Origin of the sequence: Komagataeibacter diospyri (assembly GCF_006538165.1) — a bacterium.
GTDB lineage: Bacteria > Pseudomonadota > Alphaproteobacteria > Acetobacterales > Acetobacteraceae > Komagataeibacter > Komagataeibacter diospyri.
The window spans coordinates 20,400-41,988 of sequence record NZ_BDLU01000026.1 but is presented as its reverse complement, the minus strand read 5'-3'; the positions used below and the strand labels follow the sequence as shown (position 1 = coordinate 41,988).

Genomic DNA, 21,589 nt, shown 5'->3' with positions numbered 1-21,589 from the left:
TTTTTCAAGAAAGCTTCACCAAACACTTTTATCGACAGATCATGTCCAAACAGATCAGCACGGATCATGGGGATCGATGGTGGCCTTGTTTTTCCCCACGTAATGGAATTGCCGGGCTACAGGCCGACCTGTCCCTGTTCATCAAGGTAGTACAGGAAATCATTGATTGTATGGAACTCGTTCAGGTGATCCAACACGTGATAGGCGAAGGACAGTGCCCCGGCCCGGCATGTCGCGCGCTGTTCCGGATCGGCTATCATGTCGAAATCCGCCGTGTGGGCGTAACCGATGATGCGGCGGATGATCTCTATCCCCGCAAAACCGATGGTGTCGCCCATGACTTCATCCATGAACGCCTGCTGGGCCACGTGTGCCGCCGGGCCATAAGCCAGCGGGTGCAGCGTGCCCGGCGGCGCGGCCTCGTTTCCTTTCCATAACCCCATGAACTGGTCATGGAAGCTGCCCCAGAAGGCCGCGATGTCACGTAGCGTGGCCTTGCGCGCCGTCCGGTCAGGTGTTGCGAAATAATGCAGCACCAGATTGCCCACGAACATGCCGCAGTCAAACCCGATGGGGCCGTATATTGCGAATTCCCCGTCAATCACGCGGGTATCGTCCGCCGTGCTCATGATCGATCCGGTATGCAGGTCGCCATGCAGCAGCGCCTGTGGCTGTGACAGGAAACGTCGGCGCAGGTTTTCAACCGCCAGCAGTGTCGCGGCACTGGAACGGATATCCAGCACGATGGGTGTCAGGATCGGGTCGTGCCAGTGGTTGCGCGGGTGGTCGCGGTATGGGTCATCCAGCACCAGGTCCAGCGTGATGCGCGTCAGGGCCAGGTTGGCGGCAAAGGTGCGCCGCGTGGTGAACACCTCCTCGAACGGGCGGGCCAGAAGCGATGTGCCAAACGTGGCATGAGCGATGAAGGTGCCTATGCGCGGCGCCACCCCGGGCCAGTCCACGCCCTGCATCAGTGCCGTGCGCAGCACGGTATGTCCCGACAGGCTTTCGACAATCAGGACATACAGGTCCCGGTCGAAAAACAGGCATTCCGTCGTAAGCCCGCCCACCAGCGGCAGTACCGTGCGCAGCCATGCGGCTTCGAAAAACGTCCGGTCCAGCGGCATTTTCCATGCCGGGTCCACGCGCACATGCGGCAGGGACTGCTTCAGGCAGACTTCCCCTGCAGGCCCGGCAATCAGGAAGACGTTGTTGAGGTTGCCATCACTGACCTCACGCACCTGCCACTGCGCGGGTGCACCACCAAGGCGCGTGGCCACGTCCGGCAGGCCCGCGATCAGGTCACATATGCCGTTCGCGTCCAGCGTGTGGTAGGGGGTCTGGGTCATGCGGCTCTCCTCATGCCATGCGCCGCGTGCTGCGGAGGTTTCGGGCGTGGCAGGGTTGCGCGCAGTCGGCGGTGATGCAACGCTTTTTTATAATTGCGCACGGGCAGGCACCGCAGTAACCCGAATGGATAAACATTAACAGGACGAGGAACGCGCACATGCCCGTCAGGGATCCCAAGGTGATCGAACACCTGAACACCCAGCTTACGAACGAGCTGACGGCCATCAATCAGTATTACCTGCACGCCCGCACACTGCGCCACTGGGGCGTTACCCTGCTGGGCAAGAAGGAATATGAAGAATCGATCGAGGAAATGCGCCACGCCGACTGGCTGATCGAGCGCATCCTGTATCTGGGTGGCCTGCCCAACGTGCAGCGCTACAACCAGATCCTGGTGGGCCAGGATGTGGAGGAAATCCTCAAATGCGACCTGAAGCTTGAAGAAAAGGCCATTGGCGACCTGCGCGAAGGCATCGCCTATTGCGAAAGCGTGCGCGATTTCGTCTCCCGCGACCTGTTCCTCAAGATCCTGGTCAACGAGGAAGAGCACGAGGACTTCCTCGACCGTCAGTTCGACCTGATCCGTCAGGTGGGGATCGAGAAGTATATCCAGCTCAACTCCGCCCCTGCCCCCGATCAGGACTGACCATTTCCCGACCGGCGCCACACGGTCCCGCCAGCCCACGGGGACAGGCGGATGGCGGTGGCGCCATCCCTTCCTGCCACGCAAGGATGTCCAGCAGTTCAAGAAACGCGTTTTCCATGAACATGCAGGCGTGGCGCATGGATAGCCGGGGTGATGGCATGGCGGGTTATCCTGTCATCATGCGGTGATGCGCGACCGTCCGGGTCGCGCGCTCCCCGTGATATGTCTCCTACAGACCGCCGGTCTGTGCGACGGTGGCGTTGCTGGGCCACATGACGTGGGCCGTGCCCATGTCGGCACTATGCCAGCGCATGGCTGCAAGGCAGCCTGCACCCACGGGTTGCGGTGCGGCTGCGGGCATGGCGGAGGCCACGCCATGGACGCCTGCCCCCTCGGCGATCTGTGGCCGGGTCCAGCGCAGGCTGTGCGCGGGCGGGCTGCTGCCCCCGCCGTTATGGCCCCGGCGCGGAAGCCAGTAGCCAGCGCCCGCCATGCAGGCCCCAAGCTGGGTGATGGCGGCGGCAAAGGGGGACAGGACATGATGGTGAGTGAAGACCGGCCGCAGCGTGCGGCGTACTTCGGCCTCGCGCCCTTCCTGTGCTGCCGCGGCAGCGATGAGGAAGCGGTTTTCCGTACCTGTCAGGTGTGTTGCACTGCAGATCGCCACATCCATCGGGCCATTCTGGTAGGCGCGCAGCCGCCCCAGCGCCATGCGGAAGGCATCGGCCACGGCGGCGAAGTCCGACCGGAAGCATGGCAGGGCCAGGCCGGGCATATGGCCTGTCCCCTCACCCGCGCCACTAAGACGGCGCACGCACCAGACCAGCAGGCGTTCGCTGCACGAAAGATCATTCATGAAAACTGTCGTGTTGGTCATCATCCGCTCGGGCCTTGGCGAAGCCCGCTCCCTGTTATGTCTGTAAAATGGTGATAATGAGAAAGATTATCATTTGCAATTAAAATCGACGTGCATAACGTCTTATCCCTACTGGACCGCGGCGGCCTGTCTGGATTACGTTACAGAACGATGAAAGAGCCGAATTCCCCCGATTCCCCCCTGGCGGACCTGTGCCGCCAGCGCGGCCTGAAACTGACAGGCCAACGTCGGACGATTGCCTTCGTCCTGTCTGACAGTGATGACCATCCGGATGTGGAGGAACTGTACCGCCGTGCGGTGGAAGTGGACCCGCGCATTTCAATTGCGACGGTGTACCGTACCGTACGCCTGTTTGAAGAAAACGGCATCCTGCAGCGCCGTGACTTTGGCGGTGGCCGTGCGCGGTACGAAGTGGCGGATGGCGACCATGGCGATCACTATCATCTGATCGATGCCGATACCGGCAAGGTCATTGAATTCGAGAATACCGAACTGGATTCCCTGCTTGAGGGAATCGTACGCCAGATGGGCTATGACCTCGTCACGACCCGCCTGTCCGTTGTCGGCCGCAGGAAAGCGAAGACGCGCACGCGCGACTGACCTGCATTTCTCACCCCGCCTGATACCATCCCTTGGTGGTCAGGGGGCCGGCGCCATCCATCTGGGGTGGCGGCGTTCGATCCATTCCAGCATGCGCGCGGTCAGCTTGCGTAGCGGGGGTACCTCCTCCGCCAGCAGGATAAGGCCCAGCGGCAGCATCCATACCCCCAGCACAGGCAGGAAGCTCAGCAGGCCGCCCACGATCAGCATGCCGCCCAGAATGGCCCGCAGCCATCCCCGTCCCGGCTGCAAAAGCCAGCGCATGGCCTGTTCTCCCCGCGCGGGCAGGCGGCGCAGCAGCCGTTCCAGCCGCTGACGGCGCAACTGTTCAGGGTCCATTTCTACCGGCGCTTGGCCGTCGGGCGGGATGGCATTGTTCATAAACATATGATGGGGTCATCCCCCCTGCCCCGCAACCCGTGCGCAGGAACGTGATGGATGGACAGGACAGCGGAAAAGGTCCGGATTTTGATATAGTTCAATGCTGGCATCATAATTCACGCGCCAGTGTCCGGGCATGATGCATGTCCTTTTTCATCCCGTGCACCGTTATCCGGCCGTGCTGTCCCCCATGCGCGGGGACGGTTTGCGGGTGGACGCTGCCTGTATCGGGCTGTAAGGGAATTTGTAGAATATGCGCTTTTTCATATCGTATTTCGGGAGCAGTCAATGCCCAGCATAAGCCCATTTGCCGGCAAGCCGGTCGATCCGGACCGTCTTGTCAATATCGACGCCCTGCTTGATGCCTATTATGCCCGCAAGCCCGACCCCGCCGTTGCAACGCAGCGCGTGGCGTTTGGTACGTCGGGGCACCGTGGTTCCTCGCTGACCACCAGCTTCAATGAAAACCACATCCTGTCGATCAGCCAGGCGATTGCCGATTACCGCAAGGGCGCGGGCATTACCGGGCCGCTGTTCATCGGCATTGACACCCATGCGCTCTCCCGTCCCGCACTGAAATCCGCGCTGGAAGTGTTCGCGGCCAATGGTGTGGAAGTCCGCATCGATGCGCAGGACGGCTACACCCCGACCCCGGTCATCTCGCACGCGATCCTGACCTATAACCGTGACCGCAGCACGGACCTTGCCGATGGCGTGGTGATTACCCCGTCGCATAACCCGCCGGAAGATGGTGGCTACAAGTACAATCCCCCCCATGGTGGCCCGGCGGATACCGACATCACGAAGGTGGTGGAAGGTGCGGCCAATGACTACATGGCCAAAAAGATGGAAGGCGTGAAGCGCGTCAGTCTCGATGATGCGCTGAAGGCCCCCACCACAAAACGTCATGATTACATCACACCGTATGTGGACGATCTGGCCGCCGTGGTGGACATGGACGCGATCCGTGAATCCGGCGTGTCCATCGGCATTGATCCGCTGGGTGGGGCCGCGGTGGATTACTGGCAGCCGATCATCGACAAATACGGCATCAACGCCACGATCGTCAGCAAGGAAGTGGATCCGACCTTCCGCTTCATGACTGCCGACTGGGACGGGCAGATCCGCATGGACTGTTCATCCCCCTACGCCATGGCGCGTCTGGTGGGGATGAAGGACAGGTTCGACATCGCTTTCGCCAATGATACCGATGCCGACCGTCATGGTATCGTGTCGGGCAGGTACGGGCTTATGAACCCCAACCACTATCTGGCCGTTGCGATTGAATACCTGTTCAACAACCGTGAAAACTGGAACGCCAGCGCGGGTGTGGGCAAGACTGTGGTCAGCAGCAGCATGATCGACCGTGTGGCCAAGGAAATCGGTCGCAAGCTGGTGGAAGTGCCGGTCGGGTTCAAGTGGTTTGTCGATGGTCTGTACCATGGCACGCTGGGCTTTGGCGGGGAAGAAAGCGCGGGTGCGTCCTTCCTGCGCCGTGCCGGTACGGTGTGGAGCACGGACAAGGACGGCATTATCCTTGGCCTGCTGGCCGCCGAGATCACGGCCCGCACCAAGCGCTCTCCGGGTGCTGCGTATGAGGACATGACCAGGCGTCTCGGCACGCCGTACTATGCGCGTATCGACGCCCCCGCCGACCCGGAACAGAAGGCCATCCTGAAGAACCTCTCGCCCGAGCAGATCGGCATGACCGAACTGGCGGGTGAGCCGATCGTAACCACCCTGACCAACGCCCCTGGCAACGGGGCGGCCATTGGCGGGCTGAAGGTTTCGGCAAAGGACGGCTGGTTTGCCGCCCGTCCGTCAGGCACGGAAAACGTCTATAAGATCTATGCCGAAAGCTTCAAGAGCGAGGCGCACCTCAAGGCCATCCAGACCGAGGCACAGGATGCGATTTCCGCCCTGTTCGCCAAGGCTGCCAAAAAGGCTGGCTGATTTGCAAGCCGTCCCCATGTCCCGTTATCGGGGCATGGGCTGGTGCCGCGCGTCCGTTATGGGCAGGCGGCATTTTTTTTAGGGATGACCGGCAGCGTGCGCCCATGGCCTGTGGCCTGCCTGCGTGCCCTGACTACTGCCGTGTCCAGCGCGGACAGGAATGTAGAACGGTCGGCGCGGGTAAAGCCACGGCTACCCTGCATGACCGCACCGGTATCGCGCAGGTCCGTCATCAGGTTGCGCATGGCCAGCGCCATGCCAATCGCATCCTGATCCAGTATCCGTCCGCGCGGTTCCAGCACGCAGGCCCCGTTCGCGACACAGCGCGCGGCCAGCGGGATATCGGCGGAAATGACAATGTCGTGGGCTGTGGCATGTTCGGCAATCCAGTCATCCGCCACATCCATGCCCTGTGTCACCACCACCCGTTCAATCAGGGGCGTATCGGGCACCGCGATCATGCGGTTTGATACCACATAGGTCTGCAGCCTGTAGCGTAGCGCCACGCGATAGGTCTCATCCCGCACGGGACAGGCATCGGCATCAATGAAAATCCGTGTCAATGCATGCGCCCTTCACATAGGGGAGCGGACAGGCGGTGACCAGGGTCAGGCACGTATAGCAACATGCCGACTGTACTAGTCCCGCCTGCCGTCTGTTGGCAAGCTGACAGCGGATCGGCCAGAACGGACCGCAGTATGGACAATAATATAAAAGTTCTGGGGTGCCGCTTTTGTTAAAAAAGACCGAATTTCATGAAGTTAAAAACAATCTTTACCCAAAAAATTCTTTATGATTTTTTTAATCCATGCAGGCAGATTTTGCCCACCGGCGTAGCGCATGGGCGAATACCGACTGTTCGGCGTAGCCCAGCAGGAACGAGATTTCGTTTTTTGTATATTGTCCCGTCTGTAGCAGGTGTCTGGCCTCGCGTCGCCTGACGCGGTCCAGAATATCGCGGAAACAGCTTTTGTCTGCCGCCAGCCTGCGCTGCAATGTGCGGGATGATACGCCCAGATCGCCTGCCACGTCGGTAACAGATACCCGTCCCGATGGCAGGCGTGCGCGCAGGCTTTCAGCAACCCGGGTCGGCATGTCAGATTGTGCGGGCATTTCGGCCAGCATACGGCGGGCCAGTTCCTCCAGAAAAAAGCGCGCGGGCCGGGTTTCAAGGTGCTGGCGGCGTTCCAGCGGCGCACGGTCGAATACCAGCCGGTAGTGCTTCTGTCCGAAACGGATCGGGCAGCCAAGGACATGTTCCGCCTTCTGCCATGGTCCCGGTCGGGGTGGCGGACAGGCCATGTCCATGCGCAGGGGGGTAACATCCAGCCCCAGCGTCGTGCGGGGCAGTCGTGCCAGCAGGGTCAGCGCCCACAACTGCCCTGCCGCCAGTATTTCCGATGCAATACGCTGGTCCGCGCGCAGCAGGGTATAATGTATTTCAATGCGTCCCGCCTGTCTTGTGGCCCGAATATCGATATCGGGGTGCAGCAGGCGGCTGTAGCGACCGATTACGCGGTAGGCATCCAGCAGGCTATCGCAATGGCTGACCAGTTCGCCCATTACGCCAAAATCATGCGCTCCCGCATTCAGCGCCAGCGTGATCCCCAACCCGTGGTCGACATCATGCGGGGAGAGCAGTTCATTCCATATCGCTGCACGCAGGCGCGCCAGACGGCCCGGGCCATCCGGCACGGTTCCTGTTCGCGTCATAATGCGCCGGACTTCACCCATGTTAAGGTATCCGGCCTGGAGTGCGGCCGCCAGTACGGCCTCGACTGTCGTAACCATGCCAGTCCCCATTATGGCGTAAATTGTCAGGTCAATGGCGCAATATGTCAAATACGCTCATGGGTGGCCGGTATCATGTTCCGGTTTTTGATCCGTAACCGAGGTACCCGATGTCGCAACCCGTCGCTCCCCTGCCCGATCGTGGGCTGTCACGGTTTTTCCGTAACCAGACCTTCCATTTCCAGACCCTGCGCACACTGAACCACATTGCGGCCGGTGGGGCAGACCTGAATGAAGTGCTGATGGCGATCAGCCAGATTGCGGATGGCGACAGCAATGACTGGTACGCGCAGTTTTCCGCCCTCGCTACCAGGACCGAGGACCGCATCCCTCATTGCGCCGATCCGCTAAGCTGCGGCCATGCATGGCTGCGCGCCCATAATTACTGGCGTACGGCGGAATTCCTGCTTTCTCCCCATGACCCGCGCCGCCAGATGGCGTGGGCGCGACAGGTGGCGGCTTTTGACAATGGCATGCGTTTTTCGGCCATTGCGCATGAACGTTTTACCGTGCCGTACGAAAACGGGCAGTTGCGGGGCATCGTCTATCCCGGCCCGGCAGGATGGCAGGCGCGACCGCTGATCGTGTTGGGTGGCGGATATGATTCCACGCTGGAGGAACTGTATTTCGTTCTGGTCAGGGCAGCGCATGACCGCGGTTATGGTGTCCTGACCTACGAAGGGCCGGGACAGGGTGCTGCCTTGCGTCAATATGGCCTGCCCTTCACCCCGCAATGGGAAAAGCCCACGGCGGCGGTGCTGGATCATTTTCAGGCTACATGGTTCACACCCCGTCGCACGGTGTTGGTGGGCATGAGCATGGGGGGCTACCTTGCGCCGCGTGTCGCGGCGTTTGATGGCCGGATTGATGGCGTGGTGGCTTATGATGTCTTTTTTGACATGGGCAGTGTTGCGCAGCGTTATGCCGCCGCGGCGCGGGATCCCGATGCCGTGAAAAACCCCGATATCGCATGGGCGCTGGACAATGCGCTGTGGACGCTGGGTGTCAGCTCGCTGGAACAGGTTCTGGAGGCGCTGAAATCCTATACGCTGGCGGGTGTTGCGGAAAAGATCACGGCGGATGTACTGACGCTTGTGGGTGAACGGGACCATTTCATCCCGGCCTCGCAGGCCGAGGATTTTGCCCATGCCTGCACCCATGCACGGTCGGTGGAAACGGTCATGTTCGATGTCCAGTCAGGCGGCGCGGAACATTGCCAGCTTGGCGCACCGACCCTGTGGCACGCGACGTTCTTTGACTGGATGGTGCGTAAATTCGGCTGATCTGTGGCCTGCCTGCGTATTGATGGACTGGCCTGGTCACAGGCAGGGCCGTAATGTCCGATATTACAATGATGTTAAAGACCCTTCCTCGGCATTGAAGGTGTCGGGGATGTTTTTTGACTGGAGAAAATTACATGGCCATAGCCCGGCCATGATCGCATCATCGGGTCTGATTACCGCCCATACCGGACATTCATATAGTGATCGTAAAACCTTTATTGGGATGGGGTCGGAAGACAGGTGCTGAATGAACGCCGGGTGGTGGTTTATTGGCCTCCCCTCCAGAGAATGGCCGTGCGGGGACGCAAGGTAATTGTGAAGCACGCAATGTGCGTTTTTGCTTCCGATTTCGGGGTGGATACGTCACTATCTTGCTAACAAGTCAGAGGAGGAGGCTGTCATGCGTTACCTCATCGATCATGCGCGCGAAGGCTTTGGCGTCGCGTTATTACTGGGCATGCTGGCTGTCGAACGTTTTTTCCGAAAGCAGGCTGTCCGTTAGGGACAGCCCCGAAATACGGATCGCACCGGATGGAATATCCTTCCTTCCAGTACCGCCATCGCTGCTGCGTGCGTATGCGTGAAATGGCCTGCGTGGCGCTGCTTGTCAGGCGTTGCCCTGTTTTGGCACGCAACCGTGGCGCGGTACGACGGTTATCTCCCCTTGAAGGCCAGAATAGCTGGAGAGGAGAAAACCAATGCAAAACCTTGCGCGGATGATGATGGCGGTGGCTGTCCTTGGCTGTCTTGCCGGGTGTGACAAGCCAAAGCCCGCCGGTGGTGGATCGGATGATGGTGGTGGCCCCGGTGTCAGCACCCATGGGGGTACGGCGCCGCAGCAGTAAACATCATAACGTCAGGCCGTATCGGGATATCTGCCCGGGCGGCCTGTCGGCTGAATCATGGCGGATCGGGCGCGAAAGCGTGCGGTCGCATGATCCATGTCTTTCCTGCATGTGGGTCCGTGCTGTATGAGCGCGGTCCCGGATAGTGAGGATGATGATGGAAGCTGACATGACATGCCCCCAGTGTGGGTGCGAACACGTCTATCCCGATGGCAGCCTGTGGAACTGCCCCGAATGTGGGTATGAATGGAATCCGCAGGATAGCGACGGCATGACAGCCGGAAACATGGCTGAAATACGCGACACCAACGGTAACATACTGGCCGATGGGGATAGCGTGACCGTTATCAAGGACCTGAAGATCAAGGGAGCGTCCTCGGTCATCAAGAGCGGAACGAAGGTCCGGGGTATCCGGCTGGTCGATGCGACGGACGGGCACAATATTGCCTGCAGGATCAGTGGTGTGGGTGCGATCAACCTGAAATCGGAATTCGTGAAAAAGGCCTGAAAGACCGTTAAAGGTTTTTTAGTGAATCTTTTTTCAAAAAAAATTCAGGGACAGGTGAATGATCGCCTGTCCCCTGCCCTGTCCGTTCAGCCAGCCGCCAGCCCTTCCAGCAGGCGTGCCACGGTTTCGGCACCCGGGTCTGGCACGTCGCGCACCTGCGCGCTTGGCACATAGGCGGCGCGGCCGGCGCGGGCGCTTTCCATCGTGGTGGTGGATTCTGCGCCCTGTCGTGCCGCCAGCGCCACATCCGGCAGGCTGCCGCCGGTCGCCAGCACTTCCAGCGCGGGATACAGCGCGTCGATCATGGTGCGGTCACCCGGTTTTGCGCCACCGCATTCCATCATGTGCTCCAGTCCGTCGCGCAATGCCTGCCGCCAGGGTTCGGGGCTGCGTCCGGCTGCCGAGAACATGATGGCGAACAGCACGCCACTCGATCCGCCTGCATGCTGGGTCAGGATGTTGCTTATGGTGGTCATGAGATGATGCGGGTCAGACAGCGGCAGGCGGTCGAGTGCCGCCGTGATCTCACGCGCCGCACCGGCGAAGGTGGATCCTGCGTCCCCATCACCGATCCGGCCATCCAGTTCGTTCAGCGGCACTTCATTGGCGATCAGGACCTCCGCTCCGCGTTCCAGCACCTGCCGTAGCGCGGGGTTGGGTGTTGCAGGATACGGAAAAGCATCGGGCATATGGGGCATGGGCACGACTGCGGGGCTGCCCAGCGGAACAATGCCGGGCCATGCGCGTGGCTGTGCCGGGGCCTGCAGCGCCGTGGTGATCGCACCGTCCAGTTCGATCAGCGTGAATGAAAAACCGTTCATGTCCAGCGCGGTCATAAGCGGTGCCGGGCCAATGACATGCGATACCCGGCGGGCCAGCGGCGTCTGGCTGAAGGCTTCCAGCAGCAGCGCCATCTCCACTTCCGGCACCGTGCCAAGGTTGTTCAGCACCAGCGCGAAACGGGTGTTGCGGACAGTGGTGGGCAGGCAGGCTTCCAGCGTATCGGCGGCGGTGTGCACAAGATCGCGCGCACTGGCCATGGCAATGCGCTGTGCCCCGGGTTCGCCATGGATGCCAAGACCCAGTTCGGCCTGATCGGCTGAAAGACGGCTGGTGCGACCGGATTCATAAGGATTGCAGTCCTCCAGCGCCAGGCCGATGGTGCGCATGCGCTTCACCCCGTCGCGCACGAATTCCGCCACCCGTGACAGCGGCCAGTTCTGTGTCACCCCATACCCCGCCAGCTTGTGCGCCAGCACCGTGCCCGCCACCCCACGCGGAGTTGTGGAATCCGGCAGGGCGATATCATCGCCCACAATCACCATTTCCACCTGTTTGCCCAATGCGCGCGCACGTTCCGCCGCCAGACCAAAGTTCAGCCGGTCGCCCGTATAGTTCTTGACCACCAGCAGGCAGCCTGCATCCCCCGTGGTGGCCAGAATGGCGGCCACGATCGCGTCCACACAGGGGGATGCAAACAGCGCGCCGCATACCGCCGCCGTCAGCATCCCGCGCCCGACAAAGCCCGCATGGGCGGGTTCATGGCCCGATCCGCCACCCGAAATGACCGATACCTGCGCGCGATCCGGTTCGCGCTGCATGATGACGCACGTGTCGGGGTAGCCATCCAGTCGGCACAGGTGACTGCCCGCCGCTGATCTCAGGAACCCGTCCAGGGCCTCGGTTACAATGGTGTCGCGCGTGTTGAAAAAACGCTTCATTATTATGATCTCTCCCTCGACGGGCCATGTCGGGCATGGCGGCTGGCGACTATGACCGTTAATGCCGCCCAAACAAAACAACGGAATATGTCATTCGTGGGTTGCGCCAGATGCGGGCCAGCCCGATGGCCAGGTCTTTCAGGCCGGGCCTGCGCCAGGGGGAATGTGGTCGGGATCGTCGGGATGGTTGAGCTTGCGGTGCGGGTCATCCAGTCCAGGCACGCGGCCATGGTGGCCGAAATTGACCAGCCGCGCCTCCAGCAGGTGCAGCTTGCCCAGCAGGTTCATGCGGATGGCCATGACCGCAAGCGACGCCCCCGCGAACGGCCCCACCACATAGATCCACAGCCCCGTCCACTGCCCTGCGAACAGGGCCGGGGCCAGTGTGCGCGCGAAATTGACGCTGTTGCCCGACAGCCATGCCGTCACCGGGTTCATGATCAGGAAGAACAGCCCGCCCGACCACGGAGTGATGAACTTCCATTTCGGATGGGCCGCCAGCCAGTACAGCATGGCGATCAGGGCGGCGGTCACGAACATTTCTGACCACATCGCCCACCAGATCGAAATCTGGCCATACGGCACGGTCGCTCCATACCGTACGGCGACGGCCATGTTGCCCCACCATGCGATCAGCCTGCCCGCTTCATACACGACAGCCGTGCCAAGAAAGGCGCCGATGACCTGTGCAATCATGTAATTCAGTGCATCCACCCCACCGATCCGCTTGGCGAGCGAGAACGCCAGGGTGACGGATGGATTGATATGCGCCCCGCTGACCTTGCCAAACGGTGTCATGGCCGCAGCCGTGCCCGACAGGCCGAAGCACAGCCCGCACAGCGCGGTCTGGATATAGGGATGGTGCATGAGCGGTGATGAAAACGGGCTGCCGGGTGCGGTCAGCAGGATGACCGCGCTGAGGCCAAGGATCATGAGGATGGCGGTGGCGATCGCCTCGCAGAAATACAGCTTCCAGTGGAAGGGGTTGTGTGGGTGCGGGTCGCCTGCCAGCGGGCGGTCATGTACATGGACGTGCAGGTAGGGCAGATGCAGGTGCGGCAGGCGCATGGCCGGTATCCTTGTTTATGCAACATGGCTCCGGCGGAAAAGGCATAGGGGGAAGGATCACCTCCCGGTGCGCGCCGGTGGTAGGAACCACCATAGCAGTCCCCGCACCGGTCGGGTCCGGTTTTGGCACAATCCAGTCATGCCATCACGAATTTGAAATCGCCCTTATGCCTGTTCGTGCGGGATCGAGGCATCAAGGGCGGCCTGCAGTATGTAGGCGGCCGCCATCTGGTCCACCACTTCGCCGCGCCGCTGGCGGGTCATGTCGGCTTCCGAAATCAGGAAGCGGTTAACGGCGGATGATGACAGCCGTTCATCCCACATCGCGGCCGGCAGTCCTGTCATGTCCGACAGGTTGAGTGTCCAGTCCCGTGCCGCCTGCGCTGCCGGGCCAAAGCTGCCATCCAGCGACAGCGGCAGGCCGACCACCAGCCCGCCTACATCCTGCATACGGGCGATTTTGCTGATTTCAGCGGCATTGACCGACAGTTTTCCGCGTTTCAGCCCCGTATGGGGGGATGCCAGCATAAGTCCCACATCCGACAGGGCGATGCCAATCGTCTTCTTTCCGGGGTCAAGGCCAAGCAGGCGCTGGTTGGGCTGCAGGGCTGCGCGCAGATCGGATATGTTGAACAGGGGCATGGTCGGGGGTATGTTCCTTTTCGGTCCTGCGCCGCAGGATATTCTTCCCCTGTTACGATGGAAAGTTATTGCTTCATGTCGCTTGATCCCGCGACCGTCCGCCGCATTGCCAGACTGGCACGGATTGGTATTGACGAGTCTGATCTTCCTGCCCTGCAAGGGGAACTTAACGGGATCCTAGGCTGGGTCGAGCAGCTGAACGAGGTCGATGTCGAAGGGGTCACCCCCATGGTCGGCACGGGCCACGCCGCCCTGCGCACGCGTGACGACGTGGTGACCGACGGCAACTGCCGCGACGCCGTGCTGTCCAACGCGCCCGATGCCGTTGGCCCCTTCTATACCGTGCCCAAGGTTGTTGAATAAGATGAGCCTGACCGAACTGACGATTGCCGATGCGGCAGCGGGACTGCGCGCGCGCAAATTCAGCGCCGTGGAACTGGTGCGCGCGCATACGGATGCCATTGCCGCGCTGAACCCGCGCCTGAACGCATACATCACCACCACGTCGGATGCGGCGCTGCAGGCTGCCACCCATGCGGATGAAGCACTGGCCAAGGGTGAGGCAAAGCCCCTGACCGGCATCCCGCTGGGGATCAAGGACCTGTTCTGCACCAGTGGTGTGCGGACCACGGCGGCGAGCAATATCCTGAAAAACTTTGTCCCCCCGTATGAAAGCACGGTGACGGCCAACCTGCTGCGTGATGGCGCGGTGTTTGTGGGCAAGACCAATCTTGACGAATTCGCCATGGGGTCGGCCAACATCACCTCCGCCTTCGGGCCGGTGGAAAACCCGTGGAAGCGCAATGGTGATGATGCAGCACTTGTGCCCGGCGGGTCATCGGGTGGGTCTGCCGCTGCCGTGGCCGCTGGCCTTGCCATGGGGGCGACGGGCACCGATACCGGCGGGTCCATCCGCCAGCCCGCGGCCTATTGCGGCATTGTCGGGCTGAAGCCGACTTATGGCCGGTGCAGCCGGTTTGGCACGATTGCCTATGCATCGTCACTGGATCAGGCTGGTCCCATGGCGCGCAGCGTGCGCGACTGCGCGATCATGCTGCAGTCCATGGCGGGCTTTGATGTGCGTGACAGCACCAGCGTCAACTGCGACGTACCGGATTATTCCGCAGCCGTTGGCCGCAGCCTGAAGGGGCTGAAGGTGGGCATTCCCGCCGAATACCGCGCCGAGGGCCTGTCTGCCGAGATCGAGGCTGCCTGGCAGCGGGGTATCGAGTGGCTGAAGGCCGCAGGGTGCGAGATTGTCGATGTCTCCCTGCCCCACACCAAATATGGTCTTGCCACCTATTATATCGTGGCCCCCGCCGAATGTTCATCCAACCTGGCCCGCTATGACGGCCTGCGCTTTGGGGAACGGGTTCCGGGCGATACGCTGGACGCGATGTACGAAGCCACCCGTCGTGCGGGTTTCGGCCCCGAAGTGCGCCGCCGTATCATGATGGGGACCTATGTGCTTTCGGCAGGTTATTACGATGCCTATTACCTGAAGGCGCAGAAGGTCCGCAGCCTGATCCGCCGCGACTTCACCGAAAGCTTCCAGAAGGTTGACGTATTGCTGACCCCCACCGCGCCGACACCCGCCTTCGCGCAGGGGGAAAAGACGGATGATCCGGTCCAGATGTACCTGAATGATATTTTCACCGTGCCGGCATCCATGGCTGGCATGCCCGCCATGTCCGTGCCCGTGGGGCTTGGGGCTACCGGCCTGCCGCTTGGCCTGCAGCTGATCGGCCGCCCGTTTGACGAGGAAACCCTGCTGGCCGCAGGTAGCGCGCTGGAAAGTGCGGCGGGCTTCACCCACCGGCCTGTCATCCGTGCGGAGGGCGCGAAATGAGCTACACACTCGAAGGCAGGACCGGCACGTGGGAAATCGTGGTGGGTCTGGAAGTCCACGCACAGGTCATCAGCCATTCCAAACTGTTTTCCGGGGCCTCCGCTTCGTATGGTGGGGAACCCAATACCCATGTCAGCCTTGTTGACGCGGGCTTTCCCGGCATGCTGCCGGTCCTGAACCACGAATGCGTGGCGCAGGCCATCCGCACCGGGCTGGGGCTGCGCGCGCGCATCAACCTGGAAAGCCGGTTTGACCGCAAGAACTACTTCTATGCCGATCTGCCGACCGGCTACCAGATCAGCCAGTTCACCCATCCCATCGTGGGCGAAGGTACGGTCGAGATCGAACTGAGCGACGGTACGGTGCGCCATATCGGCATCACGCGCCTGCATATGGAACAGGATGCGGGCAAGTCCATGCACGATCAGGACCCGACGCGGTCCTTCATCGACCTGAACCGCGCCGGTGTCGCGCTGATGGAGATCGTGAGCGAACCCGACATCCGCAGTCCGGAAGAAGCCGGCGCCTACCTGCGCAAGCTGCGCCAGATCCTGCGTTATCTTGGCACATGTGATGGGAACATGGAGGAAGGGTCCATGCGTGCCGACGTGAACGTGTCGGTGCGCAAGGCGGGTGAGCCCTTCCGCACGCGCTGCGAGATCAAGAACGTCAACTCCATCCGTTACGTCATGCATGCCATCGAGGTCGAGGCCACGCGCCAGATCGAGGTATGGGAGGACGGTGGCGAGGTCGATCAGGAAACCCGCCTGTTCGATCCGTCGCGCAACGAGACCCGTTCCCTGCGTAGCAAGGAAGATGCGCACGATTACCGTTATTTCCCCGACCCCGACCTGCTGCCGCTGGTGGTGGAGCAGACATGGGTGGACGAACTGGAGCGTGCCCTGCCCGAACTGCCCGATGACAAGCGTGACCGCTTCATCAAACAGTATGGCATTCCCCGCTACGACGCCAGCGTGCTGGTGGCCGAGCAGGCCATTGCCGATTACTATGAGGAAGTGGCCAAGGGCCGCGATTCCCGCCTGGCCGCCAACTGGGTCACGGGTGATCTGTTCGGTGCGCTGAACCGCACGGGCCGCAGCATTCAGGACAGTCCGATTTCAGCGCAGGCGCTGGGCGGTATGCTGGACCTGATGGCCGACAAGACCATCAATGGCAAGATTGCCAAGGAAGTCTTCGAGGATATGCTGGAAACTGGCGACAGTGCCGCCGACATCGTGGAACGCAAGGGCCTGAAGCAGGTAACCGATACCGGTGCGATCGACGCCGCCGTGGCCGACGTGCTGGCGCGCAATGCGGACAAGGTCGAGGAATATCGCGGCGGCAAGGACCGGCTGTTCGGATTTTTCGTGGGCCAGGTGATGAAAGCCATGGCAGGTAAGGCCAATCCGGCCATCGTGAACGAAGCCCTGAAAAAAGTTCTGTAAAAACGGGGTTTAGTGCATTTTGGGGCTTTGCAGGGTTGCGGCAACACGCTAAAAGCAGCCCTGCAAACGCCGTGTTACTTATAATGCGCGCTCTTCGGCGGAGGGGTGGCCGAGTGGCTGAAGGCGGCGGTTTGCTAAACCGTTATAGCATGTTAAGTGCTATCGTGGGTTCGAATCCCATCCCCTCCGCCAACAAGCCTATCCTATTGACAACACTGTAAAAAATTTTACGGGAATCGGGAAAGCGTGACGGTTTTCCTGTATTTTTTTACGCGCTTGTCAAGCCAAAAAATCGACCCTGAAAATAACAACAATCTAACAACATGGAAGGAATCGGTGTCCTCTGCTGTTGCTGGATTCGTATGCGATTCGGGTGTTGTCACTTGATTCGCAAGCCGTCCCCCGTGTCGTGTCCTTTGTCGTGTCCTGTTGTCGCATCGCTTTGCGTTTTTGCGTTCACGGTTCCGTGATATTCTGCGGCAACTTTTGCAACTTCTGCATCCAATAATTTATTTTCGTGTTCTAATTTTATCTGTTCACGTATCTCACCGTGCAAATGCGTGATATGTGTTTTTATCCCGTCCGTGTTTGCGAATTGTGATTCATATTCGGATGTTTCGTTATTCCATATTTTACGCAATTCAGCCGATGCCATGCGGTCGTATTCGTTTGCTGATTTATCAAGTTCACGCATATATATTTCGGGATATAAATTTATGATTTGTTCGCTCATGTAGTCGCCACCTAAATCATTCAGCCACCCCTGAAAGTCGTCGTGTGGCACGTCATGCTTTTTGCAAAGATTTGCATATGTCTCATAAGATGACCGATATAATCCGTATGCCTTATATGTGACTGTTTTCTTTTCTTGTTCCGTCATTAAATCAAAGTCGGATTTTGAAACGGGTGGCGATACATCTGGTTTTTTAATGACGGGTGTCGGCTTATCTTTTTTTAAAGAATAACCAAACAATCTTAGAAACATATCCACAAGTAACAAAGATACACTTGTATCTATAGATTTGTTATATGTGTCTATATGATACTCTTGTTCTTTTATATTTTTGTATTGTTCACGATAAAAGTCTTTATTTCCCGTTTTTTCTTTTGCTAATTTATCTTTTATATTTTGCAAGTATTCAGGCGTGATGATTGTAAACTTTTCGCGCTTTTTGAATGTGCCACGTTTTCTTATTTTTGCGCTTGTGACTGCATTTTTAATATATGACTCTGATAAGTGATTATCTGTTTGTTTTGTTCTGCTATCGTTTCCAGCAAATCCAGAATTTGTTGAATCGGGTCCACCTGTTCTCCGTCTTGCTTGTTGTCTGTTAGCAAGTCCAGGATTTGTCCCGTGTCCGTTTTCACCTTCATCAATGTCGGGCTTTCCCCTTGTTGCTGTAGGGGTTTCGGTCGTTCTGGTCTCTTCTCCTGGGCGTGTGGTGGCTTGTGTGACTTCGGAAGGGTTTTGGTATCCCCTTCCCTCTTTTTGCCCTGTATGGGCATCCTGTGCGTTTCTTCCTTCTTGGTTTCCGTGTTGTCTTTCTCTTTCTTTATCCAATTGAACATTTTTTAAATCCTCCTGATATTGATTATATAGACGGGCAAAATCGCCCTTTTTCATTTTTAAAAGTCTGTTTGCTGACCCTATTAGGGTGCTGTCCTTCATGATTATGAAGGTGTCTTTTTTGTCTCCTTTCTGGAATGTGTAACCAGCGTTATCCAGTCCAGCAATAAAGGCTTTTAGGCCGTCCGATTGGCTCCAAATGTCTGTAATGGCTTGCTTTTCTTCGGGTAGGCTTATGCCCTTCCGTTCGGCTTTTCTCTGCTGGTTTGTGGAAAAGGAAGCGCCTGGAAGGTCTCCCTCTGTAGTGTGCTGGATGGCTTGTGCCTCCTGCTCTTTTCCTTCTGCTTTCAGTGCATGGAAAACAGCGCGGTTATGTCGTCCCTGTATTATTGTCTGGCCCGTGCGTATTTCGCTCAAACGGCTTAATTTCTCGTTGCGTTTGTAGCTGTTTCGGCAATCAAGTGCCCGCCCCGTTTTTTGGTTATAATGTGGGACAATCATGTGCCAATGGATGGCGCTGTTTTCTTTTTTTGTTCTCTGCTTTTGATGCTCAACAATGACGGCATCAGACAAATCAAACCCGTATTCATATGCTATGGCTTGAAAATCTTGGCGGGCTTGTTCTCGTGAAATTTCACGCTCTGGCGATATTTTGAAGTGGTGAAAGCCGTATTTTAGTCCACTGGCTCGCGCATCCATAACCATATCTTCCATGGTTGATGGGTTGCCTTGTAATGCTGTGATGGCCTCGTTTTTTGGCCCTTCAAATATATGGTCTGCTGTATCCTTATGCCCTTCAGATGCAAGGATATGACCTCCTTTTATAATCAAAGGCGTTCCCTCATCCCGTGAATCAGTTTGACCAGTTGTTTGCGTGTCCGTGTGATTTCGTTTAATTCATTGTCAATATTGGTAATGTGTTCGGGATTTCCCTGATTTATCCGCTTGGCTATCTGGTTGATGTTGTTGCCAATTTGTGAAAGTTCCAAACGGATATTTTTTAATTGTTCGCGTATTTCGTCCCCTCGTTTTCCTGTTGAAACAGACTCACGCATTAACTGGCGCATCAGTGGCGCTATTCCATTAAGTCCTAATTTTTTGGCGTGGGCTTTCCATGTTTCTTTTTCTTCGGGGGACGATTTTATAAAAAATCTTTGTGCGTATGTTGTTGCCATTGTGGCCTCCTTTCTTTCTTCGGGTTCAACAGGGCGTAGCCCTTTGCCGGGTGGATAGGGTTTACCCCTATCCATGCCTGGCTCCATTATTGTCACCTGATTATGCAAACCATCAAGGAAATCGAAAAACCGTTTTTTAAGGATGCTGGAATGGCTTTAAGTCTTTGTTTGGTGCCATAACCCTGTTTTATCCTGATAGCCCTGTATGACGCTTAAAATGCCCTCTCCGTCCATGTTGCTGTTATCGTTCCCTGTGGTTTTTTGAAAGCCAGGCATGGAACGGGATGAACCCGCTCCACCATGGCAAGGGTATTGCATACCCGTTGACCCGCTAAGAAAGCGCACATTTTACGCCATATAAGGTGGCGGTATTCCTGATATGAAACCATAATATGTTTTGTAATGTGTGTTTTTAATTGATAGCATAATATTGGTTCTCCTATATTGTTGACAAAATGGTGAAAAAGTGTAAATCGTCGGAATAGGTGGACCTCTATTTTTCACCTCAAAGTAACCCGATACATATTTATTTATATATATCCATTTGTTGCCCGCCTTACAGTTTCCTTGGGTTTTTAAGAATTGACAACAATATAAATAATTTCTATTTTTCATTAATTTGACAACTTCCTTAAGTCTATTTTGATAGTTACCTGATAATGATTTTTTGATATTTTTGAAACATCCTAAAAGTTCCAAAACCTTTTTATGTCTCTTGTTGATAAGATGATTTTTTATTTCGTTGCTATCGTCTGCTTTATAGATTTTCTCATAATCGGAAATAATACCTTTTGGTAATCCGAAAAATGAAAAATCAGAATGTAAAGTTATGGAAGATGATTTATTTTTATCATCATTATTTATATGATATTTGGTAATGTATCGGATTACATTCATCTCGGTATGCTTATATATTTTTTGGATATTTCTCCCGTCAATATTTGTAATCTGGTTTACATATATCTTTATGATATCCAAGGATTTTTTAATATCCTTACAGGGAACAAATAAGATTATATGACTGTGATATAATCCTGATTTATGTGTTTCTATTGATTTCATACCGAAGGAAACAATCCCCTGTTTTTTCAGGTTTTTTTGTATGTTTTGAAACTTCTGTGAAATCTCAACCTTTGACATTCCTATGGATTTTTTATTTTTGTCGCATGTAATGGTGAAAAAGATACTTTGAAAACCATATATGTTTGCGAAGTCTATAATGCCCTGTGATATGGCTTTGTTTCTTAGTGTTCTCGTGTATTTTTTCCAGTCATTGCCATCCATCATATATAATGGATGATGTTGATAACGCTGGTTTTTGTGATTGCCGAACTCATAGAAATCGGCAACAGGTTCGTCATCAGGAACGTCGATTATTTCACATGGTTCGGTTATCTGTTCTGGTTCGTCATGGATAACTTTTTTTACCGTAAATTTGTCTAACTGGATATCATTACGGGGGAATGGTTTGCCGTTCCTTTTTTCCTTTAGTGCTTTGATATTACGTTTTATTTTTTCTGCTGGTGATGCGTTTACCGTTTCCTGTTCAGCCATTTGCCACATGCTCATAGGCTTATGTGATGGCTTTTTTATTGGTGTCTGGATGGTGGTATTTTCTTCTTTGGCAAACTGCCACATTGATTTTGGTATATAAGATAATTTTTTATCATTATTATTTATTTTTTTCTTGATGTTTTCGGTTTCATTGCTTACTATCATAATTAAAGGTCTCCTGTTGTGCTCCTTTCGTCCGTCCAAAGATTTCGGGAAAACACGGGTTTAAATATAAGGGCATCATCTTAGGATGGTGCCTTTTCTATTATTGAAACAGATAGAAAAGAAAAAACCAAGAAAAATGTAACAAGCATAAAAAAAGACGAGATATATT

General features: G+C 56.7%; 21 protein-coding genes and 1 tRNA gene. 10 read left to right on the top strand and 12 right to left on the bottom strand.

All coding sequences use genetic code 11. From position 1 onward, the window contains the following. Positions 1-116: 116 nt before the first annotated feature. Positions 117-1,349 (bottom strand): S-methyl-5-thioribose kinase, encoded by a 1,233-nt coding sequence (gene mtnK, locus MSKU9_RS04290; RefSeq protein ID WP_141260099.1) that lies wholly within the window; start codon positions 1,347-1,349, stop codon positions 117-119. Positions 1,350-1,507: 158 nt separating this feature from the next. On the opposite strand from mtnK, the gene bfr reads away from it, so the two are divergent. Continuing rightward, complete coding sequence (gene bfr / locus MSKU9_RS04285) at positions 1,508-1,996, top strand: bacterioferritin (RefSeq protein ID WP_141260098.1); 489 nt, start codon at positions 1,508-1,510, stop codon at positions 1,994-1,996. Here the strand turns inward: bfr and MSKU9_RS04280 are convergent. Both MSKU9_RS04280 and MSKU9_RS04275 read right to left on the bottom strand, forming a co-directional pair. Then, the gene (locus tag MSKU9_RS04280; RefSeq protein ID WP_141260097.1) at positions 1,965-2,156 is read right to left on the bottom strand and encodes a hypothetical protein; all 192 of its coding nucleotides are present in this window, start codon (positions 2,154-2,156) and stop codon (positions 1,965-1,967) included. The genes bfr and MSKU9_RS04280 overlap by 32 nt on opposite strands. Before the next feature lie 69 nt (positions 2,157-2,225). Beyond that, positions 2,226-2,873 carry a hypothetical protein gene (locus MSKU9_RS04275; RefSeq protein WP_227002374.1) on the bottom strand — a complete coding sequence of 216 codons (648 nt, stop codon included), beginning with the start codon at positions 2,871-2,873 and terminating at the stop codon, positions 2,226-2,228. 150 nt (positions 2,874-3,023) lie between these two features. On the opposite strand from MSKU9_RS04275, the gene MSKU9_RS04270 reads away from it, so the two are divergent. Then, on the top strand, positions 3,024-3,473 hold the full coding sequence (locus MSKU9_RS04270; RefSeq protein WP_141260095.1) for a Fur family transcriptional regulator: 450 nt from the start codon (positions 3,024-3,026) through the stop codon (positions 3,471-3,473). Positions 3,474-3,512: 39 nt separating this feature from the next. Here MSKU9_RS04270 and MSKU9_RS04265 read toward each other — a convergent pair whose 3' ends face one another. Continuing rightward, entirely contained in the window at positions 3,513-3,860 is a 348-nt protein-coding gene (locus tag MSKU9_RS04265; protein WP_141260094.1) for a hypothetical protein, read from the bottom strand. A 282-nt stretch (positions 3,861-4,142) separates the two neighbouring features. Between MSKU9_RS04265 and pgm the strand changes: the two genes are divergently transcribed. Further along, positions 4,143-5,807 carry a phosphoglucomutase (alpha-D-glucose-1,6-bisphosphate-dependent) gene (gene pgm, locus MSKU9_RS04260; RefSeq protein WP_141260093.1) on the top strand — a complete coding sequence of 555 codons (1,665 nt, stop codon included), beginning with the start codon at positions 4,143-4,145 and terminating at the stop codon, positions 5,805-5,807. Between the two features lie 56 nt (positions 5,808-5,863). Here the strand turns inward: pgm and MSKU9_RS04255 are convergent, their stop codons facing one another. Next, positions 5,864-6,370 (bottom strand): YaiI/YqxD family protein, encoded by a 507-nt coding sequence (locus MSKU9_RS04255; protein WP_141260092.1) that lies wholly within the window; start codon positions 6,368-6,370, stop codon positions 5,864-5,866. 238 nt (positions 6,371-6,608) lie between these two features. Further along, complete coding sequence (locus tag MSKU9_RS04250) at positions 6,609-7,598, bottom strand: helix-turn-helix domain-containing protein (RefSeq protein ID WP_227002373.1); 990 nt, start codon at positions 7,596-7,598, stop codon at positions 6,609-6,611. A gap of 110 nt (positions 7,599-7,708) precedes the next feature. On the opposite strand from MSKU9_RS04250, the gene MSKU9_RS04245 reads away from it, so the two are divergent. The 3 genes from MSKU9_RS04245 to MSKU9_RS04240 all read left to right on the top strand — a co-directional run bounded on the left by MSKU9_RS04245 (position 7,709) and on the right by MSKU9_RS04240 (position 10,234). Then, the gene (locus MSKU9_RS04245) at positions 7,709-8,881 is read left to right on the top strand and encodes an alpha/beta hydrolase family protein (protein WP_141260091.1); all 1,173 of its coding nucleotides are present in this window, start codon (positions 7,709-7,711) and stop codon (positions 8,879-8,881) included. Positions 8,882-9,579: 698 nt separating this feature from the next. Further along, complete coding sequence (locus MSKU9_RS18205) at positions 9,580-9,726, top strand: hypothetical protein (RefSeq protein WP_162851920.1); 147 nt, start codon at positions 9,580-9,582, stop codon at positions 9,724-9,726. 157 nt (positions 9,727-9,883) lie between these two features. Beyond that, positions 9,884-10,234, top strand: coding sequence for a zinc ribbon domain-containing protein YjdM (locus MSKU9_RS04240; protein ID WP_193557631.1), 351 nt, complete (start codon positions 9,884-9,886; stop codon positions 10,232-10,234). A gap of 86 nt (positions 10,235-10,320) precedes the next feature. Here the strand turns inward: MSKU9_RS04240 and MSKU9_RS04235 are convergent, their stop codons facing one another. The 3 genes from MSKU9_RS04235 to ruvX all read right to left on the bottom strand — a co-directional run bounded on the left by MSKU9_RS04235 (position 10,321) and on the right by ruvX (position 13,665). Continuing rightward, on the bottom strand, positions 10,321-11,955 hold the full coding sequence (locus MSKU9_RS04235) for a dihydroxyacetone kinase subunit DhaK (RefSeq protein WP_141260089.1): 1,635 nt from the start codon (positions 11,953-11,955) through the stop codon (positions 10,321-10,323). Between the two features lie 138 nt (positions 11,956-12,093). Next, complete coding sequence (locus MSKU9_RS04230; RefSeq protein WP_141260088.1) at positions 12,094-13,023, bottom strand: MIP/aquaporin family protein; 930 nt, start codon at positions 13,021-13,023, stop codon at positions 12,094-12,096. Between the two features lie 165 nt (positions 13,024-13,188). Further along, a complete protein-coding gene (gene ruvX, locus MSKU9_RS04225) occupies positions 13,189-13,665 on the bottom strand; it encodes a Holliday junction resolvase RuvX (protein WP_141260087.1) in 477 nt (158 codons plus the stop codon). Positions 13,666-13,740: 75 nt separating this feature from the next. On the opposite strand from ruvX, the gene gatC reads away from it, so the two are divergent. The 4 genes from gatC to MSKU9_RS04205 all read left to right on the top strand — a co-directional run bounded on the left by gatC (position 13,741) and on the right by MSKU9_RS04205 (position 17,151). Next, positions 13,741-14,028 carry an Asp-tRNA(Asn)/Glu-tRNA(Gln) amidotransferase subunit GatC gene (gatC, locus tag MSKU9_RS04220; RefSeq protein WP_010511548.1) on the top strand — a complete coding sequence of 96 codons (288 nt, stop codon included), beginning with the start codon at positions 13,741-13,743 and terminating at the stop codon, positions 14,026-14,028. 1 nt (position 14,029) lies between these two features. Next, entirely contained in the window at positions 14,030-15,514 is a 1,485-nt protein-coding gene (gene gatA, locus MSKU9_RS04215; protein WP_141260086.1) for an Asp-tRNA(Asn)/Glu-tRNA(Gln) amidotransferase subunit GatA, read from the top strand. Further along, entirely contained in the window at positions 15,511-16,959 is a 1,449-nt protein-coding gene (gene gatB, locus MSKU9_RS04210; RefSeq protein ID WP_141260085.1) for an Asp-tRNA(Asn)/Glu-tRNA(Gln) amidotransferase subunit GatB, read from the top strand. Before gatA ends, gatB begins: the two co-directional genes overlap by 4 nt. 99 nt (positions 16,960-17,058) lie before the next feature. Further along, positions 17,059-17,151 (top strand) — tRNA-Ser (locus tag MSKU9_RS04205). Between the two features lie 187 nt (positions 17,152-17,338). Here MSKU9_RS04205 and MSKU9_RS04200 read toward each other — a convergent pair. From MSKU9_RS04200 to MSKU9_RS04190, 3 genes are all read right to left on the bottom strand, one after another. After that, the gene (locus MSKU9_RS04200; RefSeq protein WP_141260084.1) at positions 17,339-19,357 is read right to left on the bottom strand and encodes a relaxase/mobilization nuclease domain-containing protein; all 2,019 of its coding nucleotides are present in this window, start codon (positions 19,355-19,357) and stop codon (positions 17,339-17,341) included. Beyond that, the gene (gene mobC / locus MSKU9_RS04195; RefSeq protein ID WP_162515723.1) at positions 19,354-19,776 is read right to left on the bottom strand and encodes a plasmid mobilization relaxosome protein MobC; all 423 of its coding nucleotides are present in this window, start codon (positions 19,774-19,776) and stop codon (positions 19,354-19,356) included. The genes MSKU9_RS04200 and mobC overlap by 4 nt, the downstream gene beginning before the upstream one ends. Positions 19,777-20,049: 273 nt before the next feature. Beyond that, complete coding sequence (locus tag MSKU9_RS04190) at positions 20,050-21,420, bottom strand: replication endonuclease (protein WP_141260082.1); 1,371 nt, start codon at positions 21,418-21,420, stop codon at positions 20,050-20,052. Positions 21,421-21,589: the final 169 nt, after the last annotated feature.

What these genes read in the sequence shown, in the direction of transcription:
- mtnK (WP_141260099.1), bottom strand. Translation starts at nt 1,349, where the DNA reads ATGACCCAGACCCCCTACCACACGCTGGACGCGAACGGCATATGTGAC.
- bfr (WP_141260098.1), top strand. Translation starts at nt 1,508, where the DNA reads ATGCCCGTCAGGGATCCCAAGGTGATCGAACACCTGAACACCCAGCTT.
- MSKU9_RS04280 (WP_141260097.1), bottom strand. Translation starts at nt 2,156, where the DNA reads ATGCCATCACCCCGGCTATCCATGCGCCACGCCTGCATGTTCATGGAA.
- MSKU9_RS04275 (WP_227002374.1), bottom strand. Translation starts at nt 2,873, where the DNA reads ATGACCAACACGACAGTTTTCATGAATGATCTTTCGTGCAGCGAACGC.
- MSKU9_RS04270 (WP_141260095.1), top strand. Translation starts at nt 3,024, where the DNA reads ATGAAAGAGCCGAATTCCCCCGATTCCCCCCTGGCGGACCTGTGCCGC.
- MSKU9_RS04265 (WP_141260094.1), bottom strand. Translation starts at nt 3,860, where the DNA reads ATGTTTATGAACAATGCCATCCCGCCCGACGGCCAAGCGCCGGTAGAA.
- pgm (WP_141260093.1), top strand. Translation starts at nt 4,143, where the DNA reads ATGCCCAGCATAAGCCCATTTGCCGGCAAGCCGGTCGATCCGGACCGT.
- MSKU9_RS04250 (WP_227002373.1), bottom strand. Translation starts at nt 7,598, where the DNA reads ATGGTTACGACAGTCGAGGCCGTACTGGCGGCCGCACTCCAGGCCGGA.
- MSKU9_RS04245 (WP_141260091.1), top strand. Translation starts at nt 7,709, where the DNA reads ATGTCGCAACCCGTCGCTCCCCTGCCCGATCGTGGGCTGTCACGGTTT.
- MSKU9_RS18205 (WP_162851920.1), top strand. Translation starts at nt 9,580, where the DNA reads ATGCAAAACCTTGCGCGGATGATGATGGCGGTGGCTGTCCTTGGCTGT.
- MSKU9_RS04240 (WP_193557631.1), top strand. Translation starts at nt 9,884, where the DNA reads ATGGAAGCTGACATGACATGCCCCCAGTGTGGGTGCGAACACGTCTAT.
- MSKU9_RS04235 (WP_141260089.1), bottom strand. Translation starts at nt 11,955, where the DNA reads ATGAAGCGTTTTTTCAACACGCGCGACACCATTGTAACCGAGGCCCTG.
- MSKU9_RS04230 (WP_141260088.1), bottom strand. Translation starts at nt 13,023, where the DNA reads ATGCGCCTGCCGCACCTGCATCTGCCCTACCTGCACGTCCATGTACAT.
- ruvX (WP_141260087.1), bottom strand. Translation starts at nt 13,665, where the DNA reads ATGCCCCTGTTCAACATATCCGATCTGCGCGCAGCCCTGCAGCCCAAC.
- gatC (WP_010511548.1), top strand. Translation starts at nt 13,741, where the DNA reads ATGTCGCTTGATCCCGCGACCGTCCGCCGCATTGCCAGACTGGCACGG.
- gatA (WP_141260086.1), top strand. Translation starts at nt 14,030, where the DNA reads ATGAGCCTGACCGAACTGACGATTGCCGATGCGGCAGCGGGACTGCGC.
- gatB (WP_141260085.1), top strand. Translation starts at nt 15,511, where the DNA reads ATGAGCTACACACTCGAAGGCAGGACCGGCACGTGGGAAATCGTGGTG.
- mobC (WP_162515723.1), bottom strand. Translation starts at nt 19,776, where the DNA reads ATGGATAGGGGTAAACCCTATCCACCCGGCAAAGGGCTACGCCCTGTT.
- MSKU9_RS04190 (WP_141260082.1), bottom strand. Translation starts at nt 21,420, where the DNA reads ATGATAGTAAGCAATGAAACCGAAAACATCAAGAAAAAAATAAATAAT.